40 protein-coding genes are annotated in these 24,415 nt (G+C 29.5%); 2 read left to right on the top strand and 38 right to left on the bottom strand.

Features of this window, described 5'->3' with window-relative positions; translation table 11 throughout:
• Nucleotides 1–106: 106 nt before the first annotated feature.
• Both aroE and U0T55_02260 read right to left on the bottom strand, forming a co-directional pair.
• Nucleotides 107–934, bottom strand: coding sequence for a shikimate dehydrogenase (gene aroE / locus U0T55_02255; GenBank protein XBC42728.1), 828 nt, complete (start codon nt 932–934; stop codon nt 107–109).
• On the bottom strand, nt 927–1,490 hold the full coding sequence (locus U0T55_02260; protein XBC43076.1) for a Sua5/YciO/YrdC/YwlC family protein: 564 nt from the start codon (nt 1,488–1,490) through the stop codon (nt 927–929). Before U0T55_02260 ends, aroE begins: the two co-directional genes overlap by 8 nt.
• A gap of 248 nt (nt 1,491–1,738) precedes the next feature.
• Here U0T55_02260 and def point away from each other — a divergent pair, with 248 nt between their 5' ends.
• Nucleotides 1,739–2,245: a peptide deformylase gene (def, locus tag U0T55_02265; protein XBC42729.1), complete on the top strand. Its 507-nt coding sequence runs from the start codon at nt 1,739–1,741 to the stop codon at nt 2,243–2,245.
• A 33-nt stretch (nt 2,246–2,278) separates the two neighbouring features.
• On the top strand, nt 2,279–3,211 hold the full coding sequence (fmt, locus tag U0T55_02270; GenBank protein XBC43077.1) for a methionyl-tRNA formyltransferase: 933 nt from the start codon (nt 2,279–2,281) through the stop codon (nt 3,209–3,211).
• A gap of 524 nt (nt 3,212–3,735) precedes the next feature.
• On the opposite strand, the gene rplQ is transcribed toward fmt, so the two are convergent.
• The 36 genes from rplQ to fkpA all read right to left on the bottom strand — a co-directional run bounded on the left by rplQ (nt 3,736) and on the right by fkpA (nt 24,289).
• Nucleotides 3,736–4,125, bottom strand: coding sequence for a 50S ribosomal protein L17 (gene rplQ, locus U0T55_02275; GenBank protein XBC42730.1), 390 nt, complete (start codon nt 4,123–4,125; stop codon nt 3,736–3,738).
• 42 nt (nt 4,126–4,167) lie between these two features.
• Nucleotides 4,168–5,157 (bottom strand): DNA-directed RNA polymerase subunit alpha, encoded by a 990-nt coding sequence (gene rpoA, locus U0T55_02280; GenBank protein ID XBC42731.1) that lies wholly within the window; start codon nt 5,155–5,157, stop codon nt 4,168–4,170.
• Between the two features lie 28 nt (nt 5,158–5,185).
• Complete coding sequence (gene rpsD, locus U0T55_02285) at nt 5,186–5,806, bottom strand: 30S ribosomal protein S4 (GenBank protein ID XBC42732.1); 621 nt, start codon at nt 5,804–5,806, stop codon at nt 5,186–5,188.
• A gap of 26 nt (nt 5,807–5,832) precedes the next feature.
• On the bottom strand, nt 5,833–6,222 hold the full coding sequence (gene rpsK, locus U0T55_02290) for a 30S ribosomal protein S11 (protein ID XBC42733.1): 390 nt from the start codon (nt 6,220–6,222) through the stop codon (nt 5,833–5,835).
• A gap of 17 nt (nt 6,223–6,239) precedes the next feature.
• Nucleotides 6,240–6,596 carry a 30S ribosomal protein S13 gene (gene rpsM / locus U0T55_02295; protein XBC42734.1) on the bottom strand — a complete coding sequence of 119 codons (357 nt, stop codon included), beginning with the start codon at nt 6,594–6,596 and terminating at the stop codon, nt 6,240–6,242.
• Between the two features lie 119 nt (nt 6,597–6,715).
• Nucleotides 6,716–6,832 carry a 50S ribosomal protein L36 gene (rpmJ, locus tag U0T55_02300; protein XBC42735.1) on the bottom strand — a complete coding sequence of 39 codons (117 nt, stop codon included), beginning with the start codon at nt 6,830–6,832 and terminating at the stop codon, nt 6,716–6,718.
• Between the two features lie 37 nt (nt 6,833–6,869).
• Nucleotides 6,870–8,195, bottom strand: coding sequence for a preprotein translocase subunit SecY (gene secY, locus U0T55_02305; GenBank protein XBC42736.1), 1,326 nt, complete (start codon nt 8,193–8,195; stop codon nt 6,870–6,872).
• Nucleotides 8,196–8,209: 14 nt separating this feature from the next.
• On the bottom strand, nt 8,210–8,644 hold the full coding sequence (gene rplO / locus U0T55_02310; protein ID XBC42737.1) for a 50S ribosomal protein L15: 435 nt from the start codon (nt 8,642–8,644) through the stop codon (nt 8,210–8,212).
• A gap of 11 nt (nt 8,645–8,655) precedes the next feature.
• Nucleotides 8,656–8,847: a 50S ribosomal protein L30 gene (rpmD, locus tag U0T55_02315; GenBank protein ID XBC42738.1), complete on the bottom strand. Its 192-nt coding sequence runs from the start codon at nt 8,845–8,847 to the stop codon at nt 8,656–8,658.
• A 4-nt stretch (nt 8,848–8,851) separates the two neighbouring features.
• Nucleotides 8,852–9,352, bottom strand: a complete 501-nt coding sequence (gene rpsE / locus U0T55_02320; protein ID XBC43078.1) for a 30S ribosomal protein S5 — start codon at nt 9,350–9,352, stop codon at nt 8,852–8,854.
• Between the two features lie 20 nt (nt 9,353–9,372).
• Nucleotides 9,373–9,726 (bottom strand): 50S ribosomal protein L18, encoded by a 354-nt coding sequence (gene rplR / locus U0T55_02325; protein XBC42739.1) that lies wholly within the window; start codon nt 9,724–9,726, stop codon nt 9,373–9,375.
• A gap of 13 nt (nt 9,727–9,739) precedes the next feature.
• A complete protein-coding gene (gene rplF, locus U0T55_02330; GenBank protein XBC42740.1) occupies nt 9,740–10,276 on the bottom strand; it encodes a 50S ribosomal protein L6 in 537 nt (178 codons plus the stop codon).
• A gap of 12 nt (nt 10,277–10,288) precedes the next feature.
• The gene (gene rpsH, locus U0T55_02335; protein ID XBC42741.1) at nt 10,289–10,684 is read right to left on the bottom strand and encodes a 30S ribosomal protein S8; all 396 of its coding nucleotides are present in this window, start codon (nt 10,682–10,684) and stop codon (nt 10,289–10,291) included.
• 31 nt (nt 10,685–10,715) lie between these two features.
• Nucleotides 10,716–11,021 (bottom strand): 30S ribosomal protein S14, encoded by a 306-nt coding sequence (gene rpsN, locus U0T55_02340; GenBank protein ID XBC42742.1) that lies wholly within the window; start codon nt 11,019–11,021, stop codon nt 10,716–10,718.
• A gap of 15 nt (nt 11,022–11,036) precedes the next feature.
• The gene (rplE, locus tag U0T55_02345) at nt 11,037–11,576 is read right to left on the bottom strand and encodes a 50S ribosomal protein L5 (GenBank protein XBC42743.1); all 540 of its coding nucleotides are present in this window, start codon (nt 11,574–11,576) and stop codon (nt 11,037–11,039) included.
• 15 nt (nt 11,577–11,591) lie between these two features.
• On the bottom strand, nt 11,592–11,906 hold the full coding sequence (rplX, locus tag U0T55_02350) for a 50S ribosomal protein L24 (GenBank protein XBC42744.1): 315 nt from the start codon (nt 11,904–11,906) through the stop codon (nt 11,592–11,594).
• A 15-nt stretch (nt 11,907–11,921) separates the two neighbouring features.
• Nucleotides 11,922–12,290, bottom strand: a complete 369-nt coding sequence (rplN, locus tag U0T55_02355; GenBank protein XBC42745.1) for a 50S ribosomal protein L14 — start codon at nt 12,288–12,290, stop codon at nt 11,922–11,924.
• Nucleotides 12,291–12,456: 166 nt separating this feature from the next.
• Entirely contained in the window at nt 12,457–12,711 is a 255-nt protein-coding gene (rpsQ, locus tag U0T55_02360; protein XBC42746.1) for a 30S ribosomal protein S17, read from the bottom strand.
• On the bottom strand, nt 12,704–12,862 hold the full coding sequence (gene rpmC, locus U0T55_02365; protein ID XBC42747.1) for a 50S ribosomal protein L29: 159 nt from the start codon (nt 12,860–12,862) through the stop codon (nt 12,704–12,706). Before rpmC ends, rpsQ begins: the two co-directional genes overlap by 8 nt.
• Nucleotides 12,863–12,896: 34 nt before the next feature.
• Nucleotides 12,897–13,310: a 50S ribosomal protein L16 gene (gene rplP / locus U0T55_02370; protein XBC42748.1), complete on the bottom strand. Its 414-nt coding sequence runs from the start codon at nt 13,308–13,310 to the stop codon at nt 12,897–12,899.
• Between the two features lie 12 nt (nt 13,311–13,322).
• The gene (gene rpsC, locus U0T55_02375) at nt 13,323–14,024 is read right to left on the bottom strand and encodes a 30S ribosomal protein S3 (protein ID XBC42749.1); all 702 of its coding nucleotides are present in this window, start codon (nt 14,022–14,024) and stop codon (nt 13,323–13,325) included.
• Between the two features lie 19 nt (nt 14,025–14,043).
• Complete coding sequence (gene rplV / locus U0T55_02380) at nt 14,044–14,379, bottom strand: 50S ribosomal protein L22 (protein ID XBC42750.1); 336 nt, start codon at nt 14,377–14,379, stop codon at nt 14,044–14,046.
• Nucleotides 14,380–14,393: 14 nt separating this feature from the next.
• Nucleotides 14,394–14,672 (bottom strand): 30S ribosomal protein S19, encoded by a 279-nt coding sequence (gene rpsS / locus U0T55_02385; GenBank protein XBC42751.1) that lies wholly within the window; start codon nt 14,670–14,672, stop codon nt 14,394–14,396.
• Between the two features lie 18 nt (nt 14,673–14,690).
• Nucleotides 14,691–15,512, bottom strand: a complete 822-nt coding sequence (gene rplB / locus U0T55_02390) for a 50S ribosomal protein L2 (protein ID XBC42752.1) — start codon at nt 15,510–15,512, stop codon at nt 14,691–14,693.
• Between the two features lie 22 nt (nt 15,513–15,534).
• Nucleotides 15,535–15,837, bottom strand: coding sequence for a 50S ribosomal protein L23 (locus U0T55_02395; GenBank protein XBC42753.1), 303 nt, complete (start codon nt 15,835–15,837; stop codon nt 15,535–15,537).
• Complete coding sequence (rplD, locus tag U0T55_02400) at nt 15,834–16,439, bottom strand: 50S ribosomal protein L4 (GenBank protein XBC42754.1); 606 nt, start codon at nt 16,437–16,439, stop codon at nt 15,834–15,836. Before rplD ends, U0T55_02395 begins: the two co-directional genes overlap by 4 nt.
• The gene (rplC, locus tag U0T55_02405; GenBank protein ID XBC42755.1) at nt 16,417–17,085 is read right to left on the bottom strand and encodes a 50S ribosomal protein L3; all 669 of its coding nucleotides are present in this window, start codon (nt 17,083–17,085) and stop codon (nt 16,417–16,419) included. Before rplC ends, rplD begins: the two co-directional genes overlap by 23 nt.
• Before the next feature lie 36 nt (nt 17,086–17,121).
• Nucleotides 17,122–17,436, bottom strand: coding sequence for a 30S ribosomal protein S10 (gene rpsJ / locus U0T55_02410; GenBank protein XBC42756.1), 315 nt, complete (start codon nt 17,434–17,436; stop codon nt 17,122–17,124).
• 482 nt (nt 17,437–17,918) lie between these two features.
• Nucleotides 17,919–19,103, bottom strand: coding sequence for an elongation factor Tu (gene tuf, locus U0T55_02415; GenBank protein XBC42757.1), 1,185 nt, complete (start codon nt 19,101–19,103; stop codon nt 17,919–17,921).
• Between the two features lie 43 nt (nt 19,104–19,146).
• Complete coding sequence (fusA, locus tag U0T55_02420) at nt 19,147–21,258, bottom strand: elongation factor G (protein XBC42758.1); 2,112 nt, start codon at nt 21,256–21,258, stop codon at nt 19,147–19,149.
• Between the two features lie 96 nt (nt 21,259–21,354).
• Nucleotides 21,355–21,825 carry a 30S ribosomal protein S7 gene (gene rpsG / locus U0T55_02425; protein XBC42759.1) on the bottom strand — a complete coding sequence of 157 codons (471 nt, stop codon included), beginning with the start codon at nt 21,823–21,825 and terminating at the stop codon, nt 21,355–21,357.
• A gap of 93 nt (nt 21,826–21,918) precedes the next feature.
• Nucleotides 21,919–22,293, bottom strand: a complete 375-nt coding sequence (rpsL, locus tag U0T55_02430) for a 30S ribosomal protein S12 (GenBank protein XBC42760.1) — start codon at nt 22,291–22,293, stop codon at nt 21,919–21,921.
• Nucleotides 22,294–22,400: 107 nt separating this feature from the next.
• The gene (gene tusB / locus U0T55_02435) at nt 22,401–22,688 is read right to left on the bottom strand and encodes a sulfurtransferase complex subunit TusB (GenBank protein XBC42761.1); all 288 of its coding nucleotides are present in this window, start codon (nt 22,686–22,688) and stop codon (nt 22,401–22,403) included.
• 9 nt (nt 22,689–22,697) lie between these two features.
• On the bottom strand, nt 22,698–23,057 hold the full coding sequence (gene tusC, locus U0T55_02440) for a sulfurtransferase complex subunit TusC (protein ID XBC42762.1): 360 nt from the start codon (nt 23,055–23,057) through the stop codon (nt 22,698–22,700).
• 11 nt (nt 23,058–23,068) lie between these two features.
• Nucleotides 23,069–23,455, bottom strand: a complete 387-nt coding sequence (tusD, locus tag U0T55_02445) for a sulfurtransferase complex subunit TusD (GenBank protein ID XBC42763.1) — start codon at nt 23,453–23,455, stop codon at nt 23,069–23,071.
• 66 nt (nt 23,456–23,521) lie between these two features.
• A complete protein-coding gene (gene fkpA, locus U0T55_02450; protein XBC42764.1) occupies nt 23,522–24,289 on the bottom strand; it encodes an FKBP-type peptidyl-prolyl cis-trans isomerase in 768 nt (255 codons plus the stop codon).
• Nucleotides 24,290–24,415: the final 126 nt, after the last annotated feature.

The raw sequence follows: 24,415 nt of genomic DNA on the forward strand, positions 1-24,415 counted from the left end.
TTTACGTTCTATATATCTATGTTACATAACGAAAAAAAAGAGTCAAGAGTTTTTTACAAATTTTTAACTTTGATAAAATGATTTGTTAATAAAAAAGCATTTAGAACTAACGTTTTCGCAATTGAAAAATAACTGAATCAATTTCTGGGAAAATACCATGCCACAAATAAAAAGAATATGCAGCTTGACTTACTAACATCCCTAACCCATCAGAAAACATAAGCGCACCAAAATTTATACACCAAGATAAAAAGTGAGTATGCGTATTGTCGGAATAATTAATATCATAAAAGTAAGCTTTTCTATCTATTAAATGAATAATAGAATTCCAATAACTATTCATTTGCGTATTTGAAGTAGCATTAATTATCAAATGAAATGAACTGTATTTTATATTTTTACGTGAAACGATAAAAATAGATCCAAATTTTTTAAAATCATTTACTAATTTTATTGCGCGATTTATAGTTCTATTCACAACAAAAACATTGCAACCATAAGATAATAGCGAAAAAATTACTCCGCGGGCAGCACCTCCAGCACCTATTACTAAAACATTATCAGTCTTGTTGATAAATTTTAAACGTTGCAAATCATATAAAATACCTTTTCCATCAGTATTATCCCCTAAAATTCTACCGTTTGAAAGTTTTTTTAAAGTATTAACTGATTTCGAAGATTTAGCATGATCAGTTAATTCGTCTGATATCAAAAATGCTTCTTCTTTAAATGGAACAGTTACATTAGCTCCAATACCTTGAAACAAGAAAAAATGAACTATAAATTTTCTAAATTTGTCCAATGGAACTAATGTATAATCATAACTGTGAAACACTCCGGTTTGTTTAGAAAATAACCAATGGATATAAGGTGATTTTGTGTGATTAATAGGATTTCCAAAAACTGAAAATTCACTTGAATGTTTTTTAAGCACGACGTATCAATTTCCCATTCATAAGATTTATAATTTTAGAAGGACGAATGTTATTACCTAACATTCCGTAAAAAATTGGAAAATGTTTTCCAAATTGTTCTATAACTTCTTCATGTGTTCTACACGGGGCTAAACCAGAACGATTAGCACTAGTAGATATTATGGCTCTTCCAAACGTATCGCACAACTTTCGAATAGAAATATGTGAACTAATACGAACTGCTAAAAATTTAGATTTTCCAGTTAACCAATATGGCACTGAAGACTTCGCTGGTACTAAAAAAGTAATAGGTCCAGGCCAACTATTTGACATGATATTTTTATGATAAAAAGACAATTTGTACTCAGAAATATATGACTTAATTTGACTATAACAAGACGCGACTAATATAAATCCTTTACTCCACTTTCTATTTTTTAATTGAAGTAACTTTTCTACTGCATTCTTATTATTTGGATCACATCCTAATCCGAAGACTGATTCTGTCGGATAAGCTATAACATCGCTATTTTTTAATCTTTTTATACATTCCAATAATGATGAACTATTTACCATTATATTTTGTTTCAAAATTAATAAACCTATTGCTCAAAATGTTAATAAAAATGCATTTAAACGATTCCTACTATTTTGGAATTATTGCTTTTGCAATATACCGTACTACTTAGTTAGTATAGTTCTTTTGTAATACTTTATCCAACTAACAACACAATAAAAAAAACTATCTTTAACTTTTAATTCAAAAAAAAATGTTTATAATACAAATTAATATTAAATTAAAAATACAAATATTTAAAATAACTATGTCTATTCTTAAAATTTTAACATATCCAAATAATCGACTTCGAACAATTGCAAAACCAATCATAAAAATTAATCAATCAATTCAAAAAACTATTAACGACATGTTTGAAACTATGTATTTTAAAAATGGAATTGGACTTGCTGCGACTCAGGTAAACATTCCATTGCAAATTATAGTAATTAGTAATATTACAAAATCAAAAAAACCACTAGCACTAATAAATCCTAAAATAGTTAAAAAAAGTGGTAATACCAGTATAGAAGAGAAATGCTTATCCATTCCAAGTTATCAAGCCCTAATACCTAGATCATCAGCTATTGTTGTAACGGCTTTAAATTACTTCGGGAAAAAAATTACAATAGAAGCAACTTCACTCCTAGCCATTTGTATTCAACACGAAATAGATCATTTAGTCGGAAAATTGCTTATAGACTACTTATCTGATATTGAAAAAATTAAAATTCAAACACAAATTCTAAAAAATAATAAAAATTATGATTGTTAATAATACTTTATTTTCTAAAAAAAAAAATTAAAAATTGTTTTTTCAGGAACCTCGAACTTTTCTGAACAACACCTAAAACAATTAATATATTACAAATATAAAATTGTTGGAGTTATCACACAACCAGATCGACCTTCTGGGCGCGGCAAAAAAATAATTGAATCTCCAGTAAAAAAAACAGCTAAAAAATATAACATTCCAGTTTTTCAGCCAGAAAATTTAAACAATTCCATACTGTATAATCAATTATATAAACTTCATGCTAATTTAATGATAGTTGTTTCATACGGTTTAATTATTCCAAAAAACATATTAAACATATTCTCACTAGGATGTATTAACATCCATGCTTCATTACTTCCTAGATGGAGAGGCGCAGCACCAGTACAATCAGCAATTTTAAATGGAGATTTGATGACTGGAATAACTATTATACAAATGGATGAAGGGATTGATACTGGGAAAATATTATATTCAATGTCTTGCAAAATAGAAAAATTTGACACAAGTCAAAGCTTACAAAATAAATTAAGCAAAATAGGATGTCAAGCAATATTATTTATACTAACAAAGTTAGAATTAGGACAATATAATGCTATTGTTCAAAGTAAATTAACAACTTATTCTCATAAAATAAAAAAACAAGACGCGCAATTAAATTGGCTGAAAGACGCAAAAACATTGGAGCAATGTATAAGAGCTTTTAATCCATGGCCAATAAGTTTCTTTAAAATAAAAAAAGAACATATTAAAGTATGGAAAGCTAATGTTATTATACAAAAAAATATAAATCTATATTGCGCAGGAGAAATTATATTGATTAATAAGAATGGATTACAAATACAAACTAAAAAAAATATACTTAACATTACGCACATTCAACTTCCTGGAAAAAAAGTGATAAATGCATATGACCTAAATAATTCTAAAAATCATTGGTTTGCCCCTAATATACGATTAATTTAAATATAAAAACCAAATATAATTATATTAAAATAAATAAAAAACTATTACTTCTAACTAATTATGTACTATAACTGTAAATTATAGTTTCATAATTAATATGTAACATAGCGAAAATATAATAATATTGCTAAAATATATTGCTAATATAATTACACTATTTATTAAAATTTAAAAAAATTAGTAATTAATATAAATTTTTTATTAAAATTTGTATAAAAAACTCTCTAATTTTAACTAAAATTAGAGAGTTTTTTATACAAATTTATCAGAGCAAAATATATTAACATATAATATGAATGTATTATACTGTTAATATATTTTAAGCACAAAATTATGCAATATTATTATTTATAATATAAAAATATATAGATATTTGAACACGTACACTATAATATCTTATTAATATTTATAAACAACTAATTATGTATTTTATTTATTTAAAAACACAAACGGCATACCACGCCGTCTGTTATTAAAAAATAAATAATCCTTGTTCCAATATAAGATATCATATGAAACATGCATTATTTTATTTTCTTGGATAATTCTACATTTTTTGATCTATTTATTAGTTGAATATACGCCATGGGTGCTTTATCACCAACACGATAACCACATTTTAATACTCTAGTATATCCTCCTAATCTATTTAAAAAATGTGGACCTAAATCCACAAACAACTTTGTAACTACATCATTATTTCGAATTTTAGAAAATACAAGACGTCTGTTAGCAATAGAATCAATTTTAGATCGAGTTATCAAAGGTTCTACTATACGCCGTAATTCTTTGGCTTTAGATACTGTTGTTTTTATCACTTCATAATTTAATAATGAACATACCATGTTATTTAACATAGATCTTACATGAGTACTACTTCTATTAAACTTTCGACCAATTTTTCTATGTCTCATAAAAATATAACCTTTAAATACAAACTAAAAATATCATCCTAATTAATCATCCAAAATACTTATAGGAGGCCAATTATTCAAATGCATTCCTAAAGATAAATTTCTCGCTGCTAATACATCTTTAATTTCAGTTAAAGATTTTTTTCCTAAATTAGGAGTTTTAAGCAGTTCCACTTCTGTTTTTTGAACTAAATCTCCAATGTAACGTATCAATTCCGCTTTCAAACAATTTGCAGATCTTACGGTTAATTCTAAATCATCAACTGAACGAAGTAAAATGGGTTCAAATTCTGGTTTTTCCTCTTTAACTTCTGGTTCGCGAATATCTCGCAAGTCTACAAATGCCTCTAACTGGTCCGATAAAATAGTAGCAGCTCTCCGAATAGCTTCTTCAGGATCAATAGTACCATTAGTTTTCATTTCTATTACGAGTTTATCTAAATCAGTCCTTTGTGCTACTCTAGCAGCTTCTACATTATATACGATCCGTTCTATTGGGCTATAACATGCATCTACTAATAATTTTCCTATAGAATGTTCTCTATCTATTAAATTCATTCTAGAAGATGCAGTAACATATCCTCTACCTCTTTCTATTTTTATTCTCATAACAATTGAAACATTTTCATACGTTAAATTACAAATAACATGTTCAGGATTTACAATTTCCACATCACTGTTATGATTGATATCAGATGCTTTTACTATACCTATACCAGATTTATTTAAAGTAAGTACAACTTGATCTTTTCCATACAATTTTACTGCTAATCCTTTTAAATTAAGTAAAATTTCAATAATATCTTCTTTAATCCCCTCCTTGGTGCTATATTCATGTAGTATTCCTTCAATTTCTACTTCTGTTACTGCACAACCAGGCATAGAAGATAACAAAATTCGACGCAAAGCATTTCCAAGAGTGTGGCCAAAACCACGTTCTAGCGGTTCAAGAGTAATTTTAGCATGTGTTACACTAATATGTTCGATATCTACTAATCTTGGCTTTAGGAACTCATTCACAAAACTTTGCATTATTTCTCCTTATAGCCAAATCGATACTTTATTTAGAATAAAGTTCAATGATTAAATGTTCATTAATTTCTGCAGATAAATCAGAACGCTCAGGTACTTGTTTAAATATACCCTCCATTTTAGATGTATTAACCTCTATCCAAGCTGGTTTTTCACGTTGTTCTACTAACTCTAAAGCCGCTCTTATGCGAGTTTGTTTTTGTGATTTGTCACGAATGCTAACAATACAACCAGGATGAACTTGATAAGAAGGAATATTTACTATTTTTTTATTAACTAAAATTGATTTATGACATACTAATTGACGAGCCTCAGAACGCGTAGCTCCAAATCCCATTCTATAAACTACATTATCCAAACGACTTTCTAATAACACTAATAACTTTTCTCCCGTATTCCCTTTTAATCTTACAGAGCGTTTATAATAATTTCGAAACTGAGATTCTAAAATACCATATAAACGACGAACTTTTTGTTTTTCTCGTAATTGAATACCATAATCTGATAAACGAGATCTTTTAGAACCATGTTGACCTGGAAGTTGTTCTAATTTACATTTAGAATCAAGTGACCTCATTCCAGATTTTAAAAATAAATCTGTTCCTTCTCTACGAGACAACTTTAATTTCGGACCTAAATACTTTGCCATTTGTATTTCCTAATTTAAAAAATAACTTATACTCGTCTCTTTTTAGGTGGACGACAACCATTATGAGGAATAGGAGTAACATCAGTAATATTAGTAATACGAAAACCAGCAGAATTTAATGCTCTAATAGTTGATTCTCGACCAGGTCCTGGACCTTTGACCACCACTTCTAAATTTTTAATACCATAATCCTTTACCATTTCTGAACAACGTTCAGCAGCTACTTGAGCTGCAAAAGGAGTAGATTTTCTAGATCCTCTAAATCCAGATCCTCCTGAAGTTGCCCATCCTAAAACATTTCCTTGTCGATCACTAATAGATACAATAGTATTATTGAAAGAAGCATGAATATGCGCTATACCATCCAATATTTGTTGTTTAATACGTTTCTTAACACGAACAAGATCTTTTACCATAATGTCCAACCTCAATATTATTTTTTAACTAATCTACGAGAACCTTTTCTAGTACGAGCGTTAGTCTTTGTTCTCTGACCTCGAACTGGAAGATTCTTTCGATGACGCAATCCACGATAACAACCTAAATCTACTAAACGTTTTATATTTAAATTAACTTCTCTACGCAAGTCACCTTCAACAATAAACTTAGATATTGCATTTCTCAATAATTCTACTTGACTTTCAGTTAAATTCCGCGTTTTAATAGATTCAGATATGCCTGTTAAAGAACAAATTAATTTAGATCGCTTTTTTCCTATTCCATATATACTCATTAATGCAATAATAATATGCTTGTTATCAGGAATATTAACACCTGCTATACGTGCCATCAAAACCTCCACAAATTCATCAATCAGACAATAATATTCCCATTGACAAAATAAAACTTTAAAAACAAAAAATAACATCCAAATAATACACTCTATAAAACATAGATTTTATATAATATTTACCCTTGACGTTGTTTATGCTTAGGATCTATACTGCAAATAATATAAACTACATTGTATCTACGAACAATTTTACAATTTCTACATAACTTTCCTACTGAAGCGCGAACTTTCATAATAAATACCTATAATGAAAAATATTTATAGCTCATATTAAATATTCAAATTAGATTTTTTTAACACAGATTCATATTGAGTGGACATAATGTGTGTTTGTATTTGAGAAATAAAATCTATAATAACTACTACTACAATTAACAATGATGTGCCACCAAAATAAAATGGAACATCCATAGATATACGCATAAATTCTGGTATAAGGCAAATAAACGTCATATAAATAGAACCAATTAACGTTAATCTCAACATAACTTTATTAATATATGTAGCTGTTTGAATACCTGGCCTAATTCCAGAAATAAAAGCTCCAGATTTTTTTAAATGATCTGCGGTTTCACGGGAATTGAAAACTAATTTAGTATAAAAAAAACAAAAGAAAACAATAGTTACCATGTAAAAAAATATATATAATGGTTGAGTTGGTTGCAAATAAAAAGAAAGATTTATTAACCATTTCCAATTGTAACCTCCACCAAACCAAGATACTATAGAAACAGGAAACAATATAATGCTAGACGTAAAAATGGCTGGAATCACACCTGCCATATTTAACTTTAAAGGAAGATGAGTATTTTTTTCAGAGTAAATTCGACGTTTTTGGTAATTTTTTGCATAATTAATATTAATTTTTCTATGACTCCTTTCAAAAAATACTACAAAAAATATCACTAAAAACACAATTAATGTTATTCCGCACAATAGAAAAAAATTTAAACTTCCTTGTTGCACTTTTGCCAGTGTATGCTCAATAGCAGACGGTAAACCAGAAACAATACCTGAAAATATTATTATTGAAATACCATTTCCAATACCTTTTTCAGTAATCAATTCTCCTAACCACATTAAAAACATTGTACCTGTCACTAAACTAATAACAGCGACGCAATAAAAACACATATTAGGATTAATAACTAAATTATTAACACCAGATATATTTGGTAAACTTATAGCAACTCCAATAGCTTGCAATCCAGCTAACATTAAAGTAGTATATTTTATGTATACATTAATTTTTTGACGCCCTTCCTCTCCATTTTTTTTTATTTCTATAAATTTCGGATATACTAATGTAAGTATCTGTATAATAATAGAAGCCGATATAAAAGGCATAATACCTAATGCAAAAATTGAAGCTCTACTTAAAGATCCACCTGAAAACATATTGAACATTTCTATAAGAGTGCCTTGATGGTGTTGCAATAATTGTGATAAAACTGCAGTATCAATTCCAGGAATAGGAATAAATGACCCTATTCTAAAAATTATTAAAGAAATAAATACAAAAAAAATTCTTCTTTTCAATTCACTAAATTTAGTACTAGTGGTTGAAGATTTTGTTTTAAATATGTTTTCTATCATAATACCTCTACTTATTATTTTTGAATCCTTCCACCATAAAATTCAATCATATTGCGTACTCCTTGCGTAACATGTAACCCACGAAGAGTTAATGGCACAGTAACACTTCCAGATAAAATTATCTTAACGAACTTTACATGCTCATTAATTACATTAAATTGTTTCAATAAATTCAAATCAATAACTTTATTAGAAAACCTTAATAATTCTGATAACCTAACTTCGATTTTATTTTTATTTTTTAAAGAAACAAATCCATATTTTGGAATACGCCTATATAAAGGAGTTTGACCTCCTTCAAACCCTCTATTTATTTTTCCTCCAGAACGAGATTTTTGACCTTTATGTCCTCTTCCTGCTGTTTTTCCCAATCCAGATCCAATTCCTCTACCTTTTCTTTTATGCGTTCTATAGGAACCAATTGCTGGAGATAAATTATTTAAATACATTCTAATCATTCCTATTTAGCAACAGTTGAATTAACTTTTAACATATAAGATATTTTTTGAATCATGCCTCGAATAGAAGGTGTATCTTGAAGTTTTACTGTATGGCCTATACGACGCAATCCCAATCCAATTAAAGTTGCTTTATGTTTTGGTAATCGTCCTATTGCACTTTTTATTTGAGTAACACTAATATATTTAATCATAATATTATGCCAAAACATCTCTAATTGATTTATTACGTTTAGCTGCTATCATTTTTGGAGATTTCATATTTTCTAAACCAGCTATAGTAGCTCGTACTACATTAATAGGATTAGTGGATCCATAAGTCTTTGCTAATACATCATAAATCCCTGCTACTTCTAATACTGATCTCATAGCACCACCAGCAATAATCCCAGTTCCTTCTGATGCTGGCTTCATAAATATATTCGAACCAGTGTAAGTTCCAATAATAGAATGATGCAATGTGTTTTTATTTAAAGCAACATTAATCATATTTCTACGTGCTTTTTCCATAGCTTTTTGAATTGCAGCAGGAACTTCGCGAGCTTTTCCATATCCAAATCCTACTCTTCCATTACCATTACCTACTACTGTTAAAGCTGTAAACGAAAAAATTCGACCACCTTTCACTGTTTTTGAAACACGATTGACTGATATTAACTTTTCTTTTAGATCTAAGCTATTTTTTTTATCTATGTGCATTGCCATTATATTATTTTTTCCTAAAATTCTAATCCTGCTTTTCTCGCAGCATCAGCTAAAGCTTTAACTCGACCATGATATTGAAAACCAGAACGATCAAAAGAAACATTCTTAATTCCGCTTTTTAAAGCTCGTTTTGCAATAAAATCACCAACAACAACAGCAGCTTCTACATTTCCTGTATACTTAATTGATTGCGATATTTTTTTTTCCAAAGTAGAAGCAACTGCTAAAACTAAAGAACTCCTAGGAAAAACAATTTGAGCATAAATATGCCTAGAAGTACGATGCACAATCAAACGAATAGATTGTAATTCCTTGAATTTGCACCGCATCTTTGTTGCCCTACGAATGCGAGCTTTTCTTTTATTCACTGATAACATCATGCTATTTCTTTTTAGCCTCTTTTATGCGCACAACTTCATCACTATAACGAATACCTTTACCTTTATATGGTTCTGGTACTCTATTAGACCGTATATCAGCTGCTACTTGACCTACCAATTGCTTATTAGCACCCTTAACAATTATCTCTGATGGAGACAAACACTCTACAATAATGCCTTTTGGCACTAAATATTTTATTACATGAGAATAACCCAAAAACATATGTAAAATATTAGCACCTACTACAGAAATTCTATAACCTACACCTAATAATTGTAATCTTTTAAAAAACCCTATTGTTACACCCACAATCATAGAATTAACCAATGATCTAGAAGTTCCTGCCTGTGCCCAACCTTTAGAAGAATTCATCCTACTTTTAAAAGTTAAACGATTGCTAATACAAGTAACTAATACGCTATTATTAATAGTATAGCTAAGAGTATTATTGGCTTTTGCAACAGTAATAGTTTGTCCTACTAACGTAACCGAAACATCAAAAGGAATAATAATGACTTTTTTTGCTACACGAGACATATTCTTCTCCCATTAAGCTACATGACAAATAACTTCACCACCCAAACCAATTCGACGTGCTGATTTATCAGTCATCACCCCTTTTGAAGTAGAAATGATAGCTATACCAAGTCCATCCATAACTTTTGGTAATCTATTTTTTCTATTGTATATTCGTAAACTAGGAGAGCTAATTCTCTTCACAGATTCAATTACAGGTTTTCCATTGAAATATTTTAATATCAATTTCAATTGTAGCTTATTAACACAATTCTTTATTGCATAACCTGTGATATATCCTTCTTCTTTTAAAACCATACTAATAGCTACTTTTAACTTTGAAGAAGGCATAATCACCGATATTTTATTAGCTAATTGACTGTTACGAATTCTAGTCAACATATCTGCTATAGGATCTTGCATAGTCATACATGTTACTCCAAAAGAAACATTAATAATTTTACCAGCTAGCTTTTTTCAATCCAGGAATTTCACCTTTCATAGCTGCTTCTCGTACCTTTATTCGACTTAATCCAAACTTTCTCAAAAAAGCATGTGGACGTCCAGTTTGACGGCAACGATTGCGCTGACGAATAGGACTAGAATCACGAGGAAATTCCTGTAATTTTAATACAGCATTCCAACGCTTTTCCTTAGAAATAGTTATATCAGATATAATAGCTTTAAGACGACTTCTTTTTAAAAAAAATTTATTAGCCAACTTTATACGTTTAACTTCACGTGCCTTCATTGATTGTTTAGCCATTGTTGTGATTTTACCTCATTTACAAAATGGAAAATTAAAGGAAGATAATAACGCACGACCTTCTTCATTAGACATTGCAGTAGTAGTAATAGTAACATTGATACCTCTAATACGATCTATTTTATCGTAATCAATTTCAGGAAAAATTATTTGTTCACGAATTCCAATGCTATAATTTCCTCTTCCATCAAAAGACTTTTCAGATAAGCCTCGAAAATCACGAATTCTAGGTATTGCTATAACAATCAACCGTTCTAAAAAGTCCCATTTCTTTTTTCCGCGTAAAGTAACTTTACAACCAATAGGATATCCTTTACGAATTTTAAAGCTAGAAACTGATTTACGCGCTTTAGTAACTAATGGTTTTTGACCAGATATTTTAGTTAAATCAGAAATAGCACTATCAAGATGTTTTTTATCTACTGATGCTAACCCTACTCCAATATTTAAAGTAATTTTATCTATTTTAGGAACTTGCATAACGGAAGAATAATTGAACTTACTCATCAACTTTTTTAATATTTCGGTTTGATAATAGTTACGAAAAGATGACACTAGAAATACTCCATTTTACTTAATAATAATATTATTTGACTTAAAAAACCTTACTTTCTTATTATTTTCTATCTTAAAACCAACACGATCTGATTTATTTGTAGCAGGATTGAAAATAGCTATGTTAGAAATATGAATACTAGCTTCTTTTGTTATAATTCCTCCTGTTATATTTTGATCTGGAATAGATTTTTGATGTTTTTTTACTAAATTTATTCCATCTAAAATTACTCTTGTATTAGATAATAATTTTTTAACTATTCCTACTTTACCTTTTTCTTTTCCTGTTATTACTATAACTTTATCATTTTTTTTAATTTTTGCTGCCATAATAATAGATTCTCATTATAATACTTCTGGAGCTAGTGATATGATTTTCATAAACTTTTCATTTCTCAATTCCCGCGTAACAGGACCAAAAATCCTTGTACCCAAAGGCTGATCATTATTATTTAATATAACGCATGAATTAGTATCAAATCTAATAATAGAGCCATCAATCCTTTTTATACCTTTTTTCGTCCTCACTACAACAGCTTTATAAATTTCTCCTTTTTTTACCTTACCTCTAGGTATAGCTTCCTTAATAGCTACTTTAATAACGTCGCCTATATTTGCATACCTACGACGCGAACCACCAAGAACTTTAATACACAGCACAAAACGCGCGCCAGAATTATCAGCAACATCTAATATGCTCTGTTCTTGAATCATGCAAAACCCTCCATATAATAATAACAAGACAAATATCTTGATCCGCACACGCATATTAATTAGTTTATCAAAAAAACTAGAAAAACAAATAGATATATCAAATGAATCAAACATGAATAGCAAATGTCTACATACTACTCATGTTAATATTGTACAATATTTATCATCAAACTATAGATTTTTTAACAATACGTACTAATGTCCACGATTTTGTTTTAGAAATAGGACGACATTCACGAACTTCTACTACATCTCCTAATGAACATTCATTCTTTTCATCATGAATATGCAACTTAGTTGTGCGTTTAATAAATTTTTTGTACAACGGATGTTTAATTATGCGTTCAATGGAAACAACTGAAGACTTCTGCATTTTATTACTAATCACGCAACCTAATAATGTCCGAATCTTTTTACTCACTATAATTTCCCTTTCTAGTTAACAAAAAATTAATTCTAGCAATATTACGACGTACTAATCGTAGTAAATGTAATTTTTGTAGTTTTTTAGAAGAAAATTGTAAACGAAGACTAAATTGTTCTTTCAATAAACTGACTAATTCAATATTCAATTCTTGTGTAGTTTTTTTTTTACATTATTTAAAATCATAATATTATACTCTTAGTTACAAACATAGTTTTTATAGGTAATTTTGACGAAGCTAATCTAAAAGCTTCTCTAGAAATTTCTTCAGATACACCACCAATTTCATATAAAATTTTTCCCGGTTGCACTAAAGCAACCCAATATTCTACATTGCCTTTTCCTTTACCCATTCTCACTTCTAAAGGTTTTTGAGTAATTGGCTTATCTGGAAAAATACGAATCCAAATTTTCCCTTGTCTCTTAATAGACTTAGAAATCGCTCTCCTAGCTGATTCAATTTGACTGGCTTTTAATCGTCCCCTGCTAACAGCTTTTAAACCATAAGAACCAAAACTAATATCTGTACCAATAGCAAGACCTCGATTACGACCTTTATGCATTTTTCGAAATTTTGTTCTTTTGGGTTGCAACATTAGAATTTCTCCTTACTTTTTATATTTTTTTTGATGTTTTCTAAATTTAGTAGGAGGTTTTTCTAACTTCGGAACAGATGCAATACCACCTAAAATTTCACCTTTAAATATCCATACCTTGACACCAATTACTCCATAAGTAGTATAAGCTTCAGACAAACTGTAATCAATATCAGCTCTCAAAGTATGTAAAGGAACCCTGCCTTCTCTATACCATTCTCTTCGCGCTATTTCAACTCCACCTAAACGTCCGCTGATTTCTATTTTAATACCTTTAGCTCCTTGCCTCATTGCATTTTGTACGGCACGTTTCATAGCACGTCGAAACATTACTCTACGTTCTAATTGAGAAGTAATATTATCTGCTACTAACTTTGCATCTAATTCTGGCTGTCGAACTTCAGAAATATTGATTTGAGCGGAAACGCCTGTGATTTGTGTAATTGCTAATCTTAATTTCTCTACGTCTTCACCTTTTTTTCCTATCACAATACCAGGACGTGCGCTATATATTGTTATTCTAATACTTTTTGAAGGACGCTCAATAACAATACGAGAAATTGAAGCTTTAAATAACTTAGTTTTTAAAAACTCACGCACTCTAAAATCACTATTTAAAATTTCTGCGAAGTTTTTAGTACTAGAAAACCACACAGAATTCCAGTGTCTGATTATTCCTAATCTCATTCCATTAGGATGTACTTTTTGTCCCATTAACTAGTTCTCCAAACTATTATAAACGATCAGAAACAACTACAGTGATATGACTTGTACGCTTTAAAATCCTATCTGAGCGACCCTTAGCACGTGGCATCATTCTTTTCATAGTTGGACCTTCATCAACAAAAATTTTTGTTATAATTAAATTATTTACATCCATGTTATTGTTATGTTCTGCATTAGCTATAGCAGATTGCAATACTTTTTTAACTAATATCGATGCTTTTTTATTATTAAAATATAAAATATTTAAAGCACGCAAAACTTTTTTTCCTCTAATCAAATTAGCCACCAACCGTACTTTTTGAGCAGAAGATCGAGCTTGACGATGCTTAGCAATCATTTCCATATTGTACATTTCCTTTAACGTTTTTGAACTTTTTTATCAGAAATATGACCGCGATACATACGAGTAGCGGAAAATTCACCTAATTTATGTCCAACCATATCTTCAGTAACAAATATTGGAATATGTTGACGACCATTATGAACTGATATCGTTAAACCAATCATATTAGGGAAAATAGTTGAACGACGAGACCAAGTTCGTATTAATTTTTTATCATGATTTTTGACAGCTTTTTCTACTTTTTTGAGCAATGATACATCAATAAAAGGACCTTTTTTAAGAGAACGTGGCACTTATTTTTCCTCCTTAAATTATTTATTACGCCTTCTTACAATAAATCTATCAGTACGTTTATTTCTTCTAGTTTTTTTACCTTTAGTTTGTAGCCCCCATGGACTCACTGGGTGTTTTCCAAAGTTCCTTCCTTCTCCACCTCCATGAGGATGATCTACTGGATTCATTGCTGTCCCTCTAACAGTAGGACGAATTCCACGCCAACGAGAAGCACCAGCTTTACCTAAAATTGCTAACATGTGTTCTTCATTTCCTACTTCACCAATAGTAGCTCTGCATCTTGCTTCTAATCGCCTTATTTCTCCAGACCGCAAACGCAAAGTCACGTATTTTTCTTCTTTTGAAATTAATTGAACACCAGATCCTGCAGATCTAGCTATTTGTGCCCCTTTTCCGGGTTTCATTTCTACATTATGAATTATTGTTCCAACCGGAATATTTTTCATAGGCAATACATTTCCTGATTTTATATCAGATAATTCTCCTGAAATTATCTTATCACCTACTTTTAAACCTTTCGGGGATAAAATATATTTTCTTTCTCCATCCTTATATAAAATCAAAGCAATATTCGCAGATCGATTTGGATCATATTCTAATCGTTCAACAATAGCAGAAATGTTGTCTTTATTTCTCTTAAAATCAATAACCCTATAAGATCTTTTATGACCCCCTCCTATATGACGAGTAGTAATACGACCATGATTATTTCGACCTCCACTTTTACTGTTTTTCTCTATTAAGGGAGCATAAGGTTTTCCTTTATACAAATTGTAATTAACTAATTTTACAACATGACGACGACCTGGAGATGTTGGTTTACATTTAACAATAGCCATATTTTTCTCCTTAAATACACATTTATTCTATATTTCCCATAAAATTAATATTTTGTCCCTTTTTTAAAGAAATATATACCTTTTTCCAACTACGTAAATAACTAGTACGACCATTCTTTTGTTTTTTTTTGCCTTGTACAATTAATGTATTAATACATTTTACCCGCACTTTAAAGAAATTTTGTATAGCTTGTTTAATTTCTATTTTTGTTGTACGCATAGGAACTTTTGCTACTACAGTATTAAATTTTTCTGCAGAAATAGAAGATTTTTCAGAAATATGCGGGAAAAAAAATATTTTTAACAATTTTTTTTCATTAGTCATAGTAATGATTTTTCCACTTGTTTAATGGCTTCAGAAGTAATAATAACATTTTTAAACATAATTAAACTTACCGGATCGATAGCATTAATAGTCTTAATATTTACTTTATATAAATTTCGTGAAGCTAAAAATATATTTTTATCTCTAACTATCTTTATAATCAAAACATCAGATATCTTTATAGACTTTAATTTAGTAACTAAAAATTGAGTTTTAGGCATATCTATAGAAAAATTTTCAAAAATAAACAACCGATTTTTTCTAATTAACTCTGAAAAAATACTTCTTAAAGCACCTCGATACATCTTTTTATTAACTTTTTGACAAAAATTTCTAGATTTAGCCGCAAAAGTTACACCACCAGACCTCCATATAGGACTTCTTAGAGAACCAGCCCTGGCACGTCCTGTCCCCTTTTGACGCCATGGTTTTTTCCCTGATCCAGACACTTCAGAACGGCTCTTTTGTGATTTAGTCCCTTGCCGAGTACCAGAAGAATAAGAAGTAACAACTTGATGTACTAATGCCTCATTAAAACTACAGTTAAAAACCATATCAGATACGTTAATAATACTTCCTCTATCTTTGAGCACTAATTCCACTATTTTTTACTCCTTTCACCTTAACTGCTGATTTAACAATAAGATCACTTCCTTTAGCACCAGGAACTGACCCTTTTACCAGAAGTAAATTACGATTTAAATCAATTCTAACTATATCCAAATTTTGTATGGTCACCCGATGATTGCCTAACCTACCTGCCATGTTTTTACCTTTAAAAACTCTACCAGGTGTTTGATTTTGTCCAATAGAACCAGGGGCTCGATGAGACAAAGAATTTCCATGGCTTGCATCTTGAGTTCGAAAATGCCATCGCTTAACTGTACCACAAAATCCTTTTCCTTTAGATTTTCCAACTACATCTACTTTTTTTAAATTCAAAAATAAATTTAAATTTAAACTTTGTCCTATTTTAAAATCTAACACATCCTCGGTAACACGAAATTCCCATAAACCACGACCAATTTGCATTCCAAATTTAGAAAAATGGCCTATTTCTGATTTTAAAAATTTTTTACTTTTTTTTACTCCAGTAGTAACTTGAATAGCATTATATTTATCAATATCTATAGTTTTAATTTGAACAATACGATTTTCTTGAATTTCAATAACAGTAACTGAAATTAAAGCACCTTCTTGTGTAAAGATACTAGTCATTCCTACTTTTTTACCAATGAGACCAATCATGTGTTCTTCAATTCCTTTAATAATTTATTTGTATAATTAACCCAAACTAATTTGTACATCTACACCAGCAGCAAGATCTAATCTCATCAAAGCATCAACTGTTTTCTCGGTAGGTTCAACAATATCAATAAGTCTTTTATGTGTTCGAATTTCATATTGATCACGAGCATCTTTATTCACATGTGGAGAAATAAGTACAGTAAATCGTTCTTTATGTGTTGGAAGAGGAATAGGTCCACGAACTTGTGCTCCAGTCCTTTTAGCTGTTTCAACAATTTCTGAAGTTGATTGATCTATTAATCTATGATCAAAAGCTTTAAGACGAATTCGTATTCTTTGGTTCTGCTGCATAAGACCAGAACTCCCATAATATAAAAAATTACAAAAAATTCTTCTTTTCAATTTTGAAAAGAATATGTTAATATTAAGTTATTAATACATAAAAAAGAACATATTTGAAAAATTTTAATAAGAACTACTGAAATATCATAAATAATTAAATAAATATTGAACTATTGAACAATATAATACTCAGAAACATAAATAAATTATAGAACAACACTTAACACTATAATTTATATACATAATTTAATCTGTAATTCTAATATTAAAAATTTTTATATATGAAAAACATTTTTATTTGAATTATTATAAAGCATGAAATAAGAAAATTCATTCTTTTTTTACAATTTATCTTACAAATGTACTTTTATTAGAAAACAATATACAAAATTAAATTTTAAAATCAATATAAAATAAAAAATCAAGAAAAGAGCGAAATTATGATTTCTTTTCTTGACTTAATTTCTATAATACGTAAAATATATTTTAAGTTAATTAATGACTTTAACTACAATTCCAGCACCTACAGTTTTTCCACCTTCTCGGATAGCAAAACGCAATCCATCTGCCATTGCAATAGGATGAATTAGAGTAATAACCATTTTAATATTATCTCCAGGCATAACCATTTCTATTCCTTCTGGAAGTTCAATGTAACCAGTAACATCTGTAGTACGAAAATAAAATTGAGGTCTATATCCTTTAAAAAATGGTGTATGACGTCCTCCTTCTTCTTTAGATAATACGTATACTTCAGATTCAAATTTTATGTGAGGAGTAATTGTTCCTGGCTTAGACAATACTTGACCTCTTTCAATATCATCACGCTTAGTACCTCGTAATAGAATTCCAACATTCTCTCCAGCTCTACCCTCATCTAATAACTTCCTAAACATTTCTACACCAGTACATATAGTTTTAACAGTAGGCTTAATACCTACAATTTCTACTTCTTCTCCCACTTTTATTATTCCTCGTTCTACACGACCAGTAACCACTGTTCCACGACCTGATATAGAAAAAACATCCTCTATAGGAAGTAAAAACGGTTGATCAATAGATCTTTTAGGATTAGGAATATATGTATCCAATATATGTGCTAAATCAATTATTTTGTTTTCCCAAAAAGCATTTCCTTCTAACGCTTTTAAAGCAGAACCTCGTATAATTGGAGTTTTTTCTCCAGGAAAATCATATTGAGTTAACAAATCACGAACTTCCATTTCAACTAATTCAAGTAATTCTTCATCATCCACCATATCGCATTTATTTAAAAAAACAACAATGTAGGGAACGCCTACCTGCCTACCTAATAAAATATGTTCGCGAGTTTGAGGCATAGGACCATCTGTAGCAGCTACCACTAAAATTGCACCATCCATTTGAGCTGCTCCAGTAATCATATTTTTTATGTAATCGGCATGACCAGGACAGTCTACATGAGCATAATGTCTCACATTAGTATCATACTCTACATGGGAAGTATTAATAGTAATTCCCCTTTCTTTTTCTTCTGGAGCATTGTCTATTTGATCAAAAGCTCGAGCAGATCCTCCATATTTTTTCGCTAAAACAGTAGTAATAGCTGCTGTTAAAGTAGTTTTACCATGATCTACATGACCAATAGTACCTACATTTATATGAGGTTTTAAACGTTTAAATTTTTCTTTAGACACAACTATTTCCCTTTTTAAAAAATTTAATATAAAAAAATTAAAACTATCTATTTTCTCTTGCTTCAATAATAAAAGTTGCTATGTTACTTGGAGATTCTGAATACTTTAAAAATTCCATGGAATATGAAGCTCTACCTTGTGTCTGAGAACGTAAATCAGTGGCATAACCAAACATTTCAGAAAGCGGTACTTGAGCAGAAATTATTTTTCCCATCGACAAATCTTGCATACCTTCAATTACACCTCTTCTCCTATTTAAATCACCAATTACATCACCCATATATTCTTCTGGTGTTTCTATTTCAACTTTCATAATTGGTTCAAGTAATGTTGGCTTTGCATTTTTAAAAGCACTCTTAAATGCTAATGATGCGGCTAATTTAAATGCAATTTCAGAAGAATCAACATCATGGTAAGAGCCAAAATGTAATCGAACTCCAATATTTAACACAGGATAACCAGCTAAAGGTCCGCTATGCAATTGTTCTTGTATTCCTTTATCAATAGCAGAAATATATTCTCCTGGAATTACTCCTCCTTTAATGTCATTTATAAACTTATAATTTCCTTCGCTAGATTTTAACGGAAATAAATCAATTACAACATGACCATATTGACCTCTTCCACCAGATTGTTTTATATACTTACCTTCAATATCATTTACGTTATTTCGAATAGTTTCACGATACGCAACCTGAGGATTACCTATATTCGCATCAACACTAAATTCTCTTTTCATTCTCTCAATAATTATTTCTAAATGTAATTCACCCATACCAGAAATAATTGTTTGATTTGATTCTTTATCCGTCCATACTCTAAAAGAAGGATCCTCTTTAGCTAATCTACTTAAAGATGCACCCATTTTTTCTTGATCTGCCTTAGTTTTAGGTTCTACTGCAATAGAAATCACCGGATCAGGAAAGTCCATTTGTTCCAATACAATGACATAATTAGGATCACATAAAGTATCACCAGTAGTTACGCTTCTTAAACCAATCGCAGCAGCTATATCACCAGCTCTAACTTCTTTTATCTCTTCTCTCTTGTTGGCATGCATTTGTACAATACGCCCAAAGCGTTCTTTTTGACCTTTAACAGAATTAAAAACAATATCTCCAGAATTAACTACGCCAGAATATACTCTAAAAAAAGTTAAATTTCCTACAAATGGATCTGTAGCAATCTTAAAAGCTAATGCAGAAAAAGGATCTTGATCATTGGAATAACGCACTATTAAATTATTTTTGGTATTTTTTGATACACCTTTAATGGAAGTAATATCACTCGGTGACGGTAAAAATTCAATTATAGCATCTAATAAAGCCTGAACACCTTTGTTTTTAAAGGCAGATCCGCAAGTAACGAGAATTATTTCATTGTTCAATGCTCGTTTACGAAGAGCAATTTTAATTTCTTTTTCAGATATTGTTTCTCCTGATAAATATTCTTCCATCAAATGTTCATCATTCTCCACTGCACTTTCAATAAGATTTTGATTCCATTTTTCAGATAGATCTTTTAAATGAACCGGGATTTCTTCATAAGTGAATGTAGTTCCTTGATCCGCATTATTCCAATGAATTGCTTTCATCTTTATCAAATCCACAATTCCAACAAAACTATCTTCAGATCCAATAGGCAATTGAATAGGAATAGGATTAGCTCCAAGTCTTTTTTTTATTTGTTTAATTACATTAAAAAAATTTGCGCCCATGCGATCCATTTTATTTACAAAAGCAATTCTGGGAACATTATACTTGTTTGCTTGTCTCCACACTGTCTCTGACTGAGGTTGTACTCCACCTACAGCACAATAAATCATAACTACACCATCTAATACTCGCATAGACCTTTCGACTTCTATAGTAAAATCTACGTGACCAGGGGTATCGATAATGTTAATTCTGTGTGGAGGAAATTGTTTAGCCATGCCAGACCAAAAAGTAGTGGTTGCAGCTGAAGTTATAGTAATACCTCTTTCCTGTTCTTGTTCCATCCAATCCATAGTTGCTGCACCATCATGTACCTCACCAATCTTGTGATTAATTCCTGTATAAAATAAAATACGCTCAGTAGTAGTTGTTTTACCTGCATCTATATGAGCACTAATTCCTATATTTCTATATTGTATTATTGGTGTAGTACGTCCCATTATATTCCTCTAATTTTAAATTTTTATATAATAAAATTTCATATAAAAACTAAAATTAATCATAAATTAATTAAAATTCATATATACTTTATCAGTTTACCAACGATAATGTGCGAAAGCTTTATTTGCTTCTGCCATACGATGAACCTCTTCACGTTTTTTTACAGCAGATCCTTTATTTTCTACTGCATCTAGTAACTCACTCGCCAATCTCAAAGACATAGATTTATCAGTACGTTTTCTAGCAGCAGTAACTATCCATCTCATAGCCAAAGTATGTCTCCGAATTAAACGTACTTCTACTGGAACTTGATAAGTCGAACCTCCCACACGACGAGATTTAACTTCGACCGTAGGTCGAACATTATCTAAAGCTAAATCAAATGATTCTAGTTCTTTTTTCTTAGTGTGTTTAGATAAAATTTGTAATGCATCGTATACTATCTCTTCAGCAATAGATTTTTTTCCATCTACCATGATTATATTAATAAGTTTTGCAATAATTTCAGAAGAAAATTTTGGATCTGACAAAATTTTACGATGTCCAATAACGCGACGTCTTGGCATAATATTCTCCAATTAATACTAATTGAAAATATATTTTACTACACTTTTCAAGTATTATTAAAAAATTTAAATAACGAATTACTTTAAAAAATCTTACGATTTTTGTTTTTTTACTCCATACTTAGAACGACTTTTTTTTCTATCTTTTACACCCGAACAATCTAAAGCTCCTCTTACTACATGATAACGAACTCCAGGTAAATCTTTTACTCGACCACCTCTAATTAAAATAACTGAGTGTTCTTGCAAATTATGACCTTCACCTCCAATATAAGACGTTACTTCAAAACCATTAGTTAAACGAACTCTGCAAACTTTTCGTAGCGCAGAATTAGGTTTTTTAGGAGTAGTAGTATATACTCTAATACATACTCCTCTTTTTTGAGGGCATTTACTTAAAGCTGGAACATTACCTTTTGTTATTTTACGTAAACGAGGTTTATTTACTAATTGGTTAACTGTAGCCATAGAAATCCTAATTGTCTTATATTAAAAAACACTTATATCAATACATTCTATGTAATGTAACATAAACAAACTTTTATTTCAGTAAGAAGAATTTAAAAAACTTAACTTTACCAAGACATTTGTTTTTTATGCTTAACTGTCAAAAAAACAAATTGTAGATAATCTACGATATTAACTTTACTGGAAATTTTTGATTGAATGCCACGAGCATAGACATCTTGCTTTATAACATATAATCCTATTGGAATAGACAATAATTCTTTAAGAAAAATATTTTTATCTATTGCAATTATCACACTATCTTGTAATGCAATTACATCATCATTAGATCTTAATAAATCTATTAATAATATCATATTAATTTCAAAAGGAGAACGCATTAAGATATGTAACATATTTATTCCTCAAAAATTAATAATTAAATCATATTCTTCCAATTTTTTACGTATACAAGTTCTACTTATAATACAAATATCTAAAAAAAAATCATGTTCATGAAATAATCCTCTTTCAATCAAAGACTCTTTGCAATAATACAATTGATTAATTCCAAAGAAAGGCAAAATTCCAAATGAAGAAACATAATTATGTAACAAAATATGTTCAGGACTTTGATTTTTCATTAATTGAAATATACCATCTCCTATAAAAAAAATAGAAACATTTGGATTAATCATAGAAATAGATAAAACAGAATCTAATCCTTCTTTACTTAAACTAGTACCATAAGGTACATGAGAAAACACAAAAGCTATATTTTTCATAACATTGATCACTAAAACTGTATTACTCGATCACTTTTCTCTATATATCTCGCAAGTTCACTTAATCCAGTAAAAAAAAATGATGATCGTACATCATCAATATTTTTAAAAAATTGATTTTTTGTGCTTTTTTTAAAAACACCTCTTCTAGATGCAGCACTGATACATACATTTAACTTTACAGAATGTTTATGATGCAAATGTTCCCATTTTTCAACTAAGTTACATTCGTCAGAAGACAAAGAAATATATTTATTAGCATTTGATGTTCCATCGCAATGAAAAAAAATACTTAATAATTTATTTTTACTACTAGTAACAGCGCAAGCAAACAAAAAAGCAGTACTAGCATTTTGAGTTCCGTAAGGAGGACCCATGATTAAAAGTGTATAGTTCATTTCTATTTTTCATGTTATATACTTTAAAAGTATTATATTTATCGTAATTAAAAAATTATAGTTCAATTACAAATTAGATTTAATATTAATTAATTCTATATCAAATATTAAGGTAGAATTACCCGGTATACCAGGAACTCCATCTTCTCCATATGCTAACGATGGAGGAATTACTAATTTTATTTTCCCACCTTTTTTTATATATTTTAATCCTTCTTTCCATCCCAAAATTACATTATTTAAAGCAAATGATAAAGGTTTACCTCGCTTATAAGAATTATCAAATTCATGTCCATCAATTAATGATCCAACATAATGTACAGTAACAATATCATTTTCTCGTGGATGTAATCCTTGTCCTTCTTTTTTTATAAGAAAAACTAAACCTGTCTTGGAACATTTCATGTTATTTTGCATTAAAAGTTTTTTAATATATTTTTTTCCTTCAATAGCATTAATTTTTTTTTCTTTAATTTTTATATTTTCTTCTAAACGTAACAGTTTTTTCTCTAATTGATTAAGTATTTGAGATACTGAGCTAGCAGATAATTTAGATTTTAAAAAAATTGAATCTTTAATTCCCGATAATAGAATTTCTTTATTTAAATGCACTCCTAATTTATTTTGATCTACAAAAAAATGATTTATATAATTTCCTAATGATACGCCTAATGCATAAGACGATTGATCATTATCATTTTTAAAATTCTTATCAAGAAATGTTATATTTAACTGAGACGAAATTAACGAAGGATCCATCATTTTTGAGAAAACTATAGAGGAAAAAAAACAAATTATTATTACTACAATCCCTCTGAATAAAAATAAAAACATTGTCTCTCCAAACAAAAAATGAAATATTATTTTGAACAATCATCAATTATCATTCTACATGTTCAGTCATATCAAAATAATATAAAAAAAATTTATAATTATGTAATATATATTTCTAACCAAAGA

The organism is Buchnera aphidicola (Kaburagia rhusicola ensigallis), assembly GCA_039830025.1.
GTDB classification, from domain to species: domain Bacteria; phylum Pseudomonadota; class Gammaproteobacteria; order Enterobacterales; family Enterobacteriaceae; genus Buchnera_B; species Buchnera_B aphidicola_AW.

Excerpts from the sequence above, each read along its gene's own strand:
- rpmD (XBC42738.1), bottom strand. The coding sequence starts at position 8,847 with ATGATTAAATATATTAGTGTTACTCAAATAAAAAGTGCAATAGGACGA.
- tusC (XBC42762.1), bottom strand. The coding sequence starts at position 23,057 with ATGAAAAATATAGCTTTTGTGTTTTCTCATGTACCTTATGGTACTAGT.
- rpsJ (XBC42756.1), bottom strand. The coding sequence starts at position 17,436 with ATGCAGCAGAACCAAAGAATACGAATTCGTCTTAAAGCTTTTGATCAT.
- tusB (XBC42761.1), bottom strand. The coding sequence starts at position 22,688 with ATGTTACATATCTTAATGCGTTCTCCTTTTGAAATTAATATGATATTA.
- rpsC (XBC42749.1), bottom strand. The coding sequence starts at position 14,024 with ATGGGACAAAAAGTACATCCTAATGGAATGAGATTAGGAATAATCAGA.
- secY (XBC42736.1), bottom strand. The coding sequence starts at position 8,195 with ATGATAGAAAACATATTTAAAACAAAATCTTCAACCACTAGTACTAAA.
- rpsD (XBC42732.1), bottom strand. The coding sequence starts at position 5,806 with ATGGCAAAGTATTTAGGTCCGAAATTAAAGTTGTCTCGTAGAGAAGGA.
- rpoA (XBC42731.1), bottom strand. The coding sequence starts at position 5,157 with ATGCAAAGTTTTGTGAATGAGTTCCTAAAGCCAAGATTAGTAGATATC.
- rpsG (XBC42759.1), bottom strand. The coding sequence starts at position 21,825 with ATGCCAAGACGTCGCGTTATTGGACATCGTAAAATTTTGTCAGATCCA.
- rpmJ (XBC42735.1), bottom strand. The coding sequence starts at position 6,832 with ATGAAAGTTCGCGCTTCAGTAGGAAAGTTATGTAGAAATTGTAAAATT.
- rplO (XBC42737.1), bottom strand. The coding sequence starts at position 8,644 with ATGTATTTAAATAATTTATCTCCAGCAATTGGTTCCTATAGAACGCAT.
- rplC (XBC42755.1), bottom strand. The coding sequence starts at position 17,085 with ATGATTGGTCTCATTGGTAAAAAAGTAGGAATGACTAGTATCTTTACA.
- rplP (XBC42748.1), bottom strand. The coding sequence starts at position 13,310 with ATGTTGCAACCCAAAAGAACAAAATTTCGAAAAATGCATAAAGGTCGT.
- rplQ (XBC42730.1), bottom strand. The coding sequence starts at position 4,125 with ATGAGACATAGAAAAATTGGTCGAAAGTTTAATAGAAGTAGTACTCAT.
- rplN (XBC42745.1), bottom strand. The coding sequence starts at position 12,290 with ATGATTCAAGAACAGAGCATATTAGATGTTGCTGATAATTCTGGCGCG.
- U0T55_02395 (XBC42753.1), bottom strand. The coding sequence starts at position 15,837 with ATGACTAATGAAAAAAAATTGTTAAAAATATTTTTTTTCCCGCATATT.
- U0T55_02260 (XBC43076.1), bottom strand. The coding sequence starts at position 1,490 with ATGGTAAATAGTTCATCATTATTGGAATGTATAAAAAGATTAAAAAAT.
- rpsE (XBC43078.1), bottom strand. The coding sequence starts at position 9,352 with ATGCACATAGATAAAAAAAATAGCTTAGATCTAAAAGAAAAGTTAATA.
- rplF (XBC42740.1), bottom strand. The coding sequence starts at position 10,276 with ATGTCTCGTGTAGCAAAAAAAGTCATTATTATTCCTTTTGATGTTTCG.
- rpsL (XBC42760.1), bottom strand. The coding sequence starts at position 22,293 with ATGGCTACAGTTAACCAATTAGTAAATAAACCTCGTTTACGTAAAATA.
- tusD (XBC42763.1), bottom strand. The coding sequence starts at position 23,455 with ATGAACTATACACTTTTAATCATGGGTCCTCCTTACGGAACTCAAAAT.
- fkpA (XBC42764.1), bottom strand. The coding sequence starts at position 24,289 with ATGTTTTTATTTTTATTCAGAGGGATTGTAGTAATAATAATTTGTTTT.
- rplV (XBC42750.1), bottom strand. The coding sequence starts at position 14,379 with ATGGAAATGATTGCTAAGCATCGTCAAGCTCGATCTTCTGCTCAAAAA.
- fusA (XBC42758.1), bottom strand. The coding sequence starts at position 21,258 with ATGGGACGTACTACACCAATAATACAATATAGAAATATAGGAATTAGT.
- rplX (XBC42744.1), bottom strand. The coding sequence starts at position 11,906 with ATGGCAGCAAAAATTAAAAAAAATGATAAAGTTATAGTAATAACAGGA.
- rpsN (XBC42742.1), bottom strand. The coding sequence starts at position 11,021 with ATGGCTAAACAATCAATGAAGGCACGTGAAGTTAAACGTATAAAGTTG.
- rpsK (XBC42733.1), bottom strand. The coding sequence starts at position 6,222 with ATGGTAAAAGATCTTGTTCGTGTTAAGAAACGTATTAAACAACAAATA.
- rpsH (XBC42741.1), bottom strand. The coding sequence starts at position 10,684 with ATGACTATGCAAGATCCTATAGCAGATATGTTGACTAGAATTCGTAAC.
- rpsM (XBC42734.1), bottom strand. The coding sequence starts at position 6,596 with ATGGCACGTATAGCAGGTGTTAATATTCCTGATAACAAGCATATTATT.
- def (XBC42729.1), top strand. The coding sequence starts at position 1,739 with ATGTCTATTCTTAAAATTTTAACATATCCAAATAATCGACTTCGAACA.
- rplB (XBC42752.1), bottom strand. The coding sequence starts at position 15,512 with ATGGCTATTGTTAAATGTAAACCAACATCTCCAGGTCGTCGTCATGTT.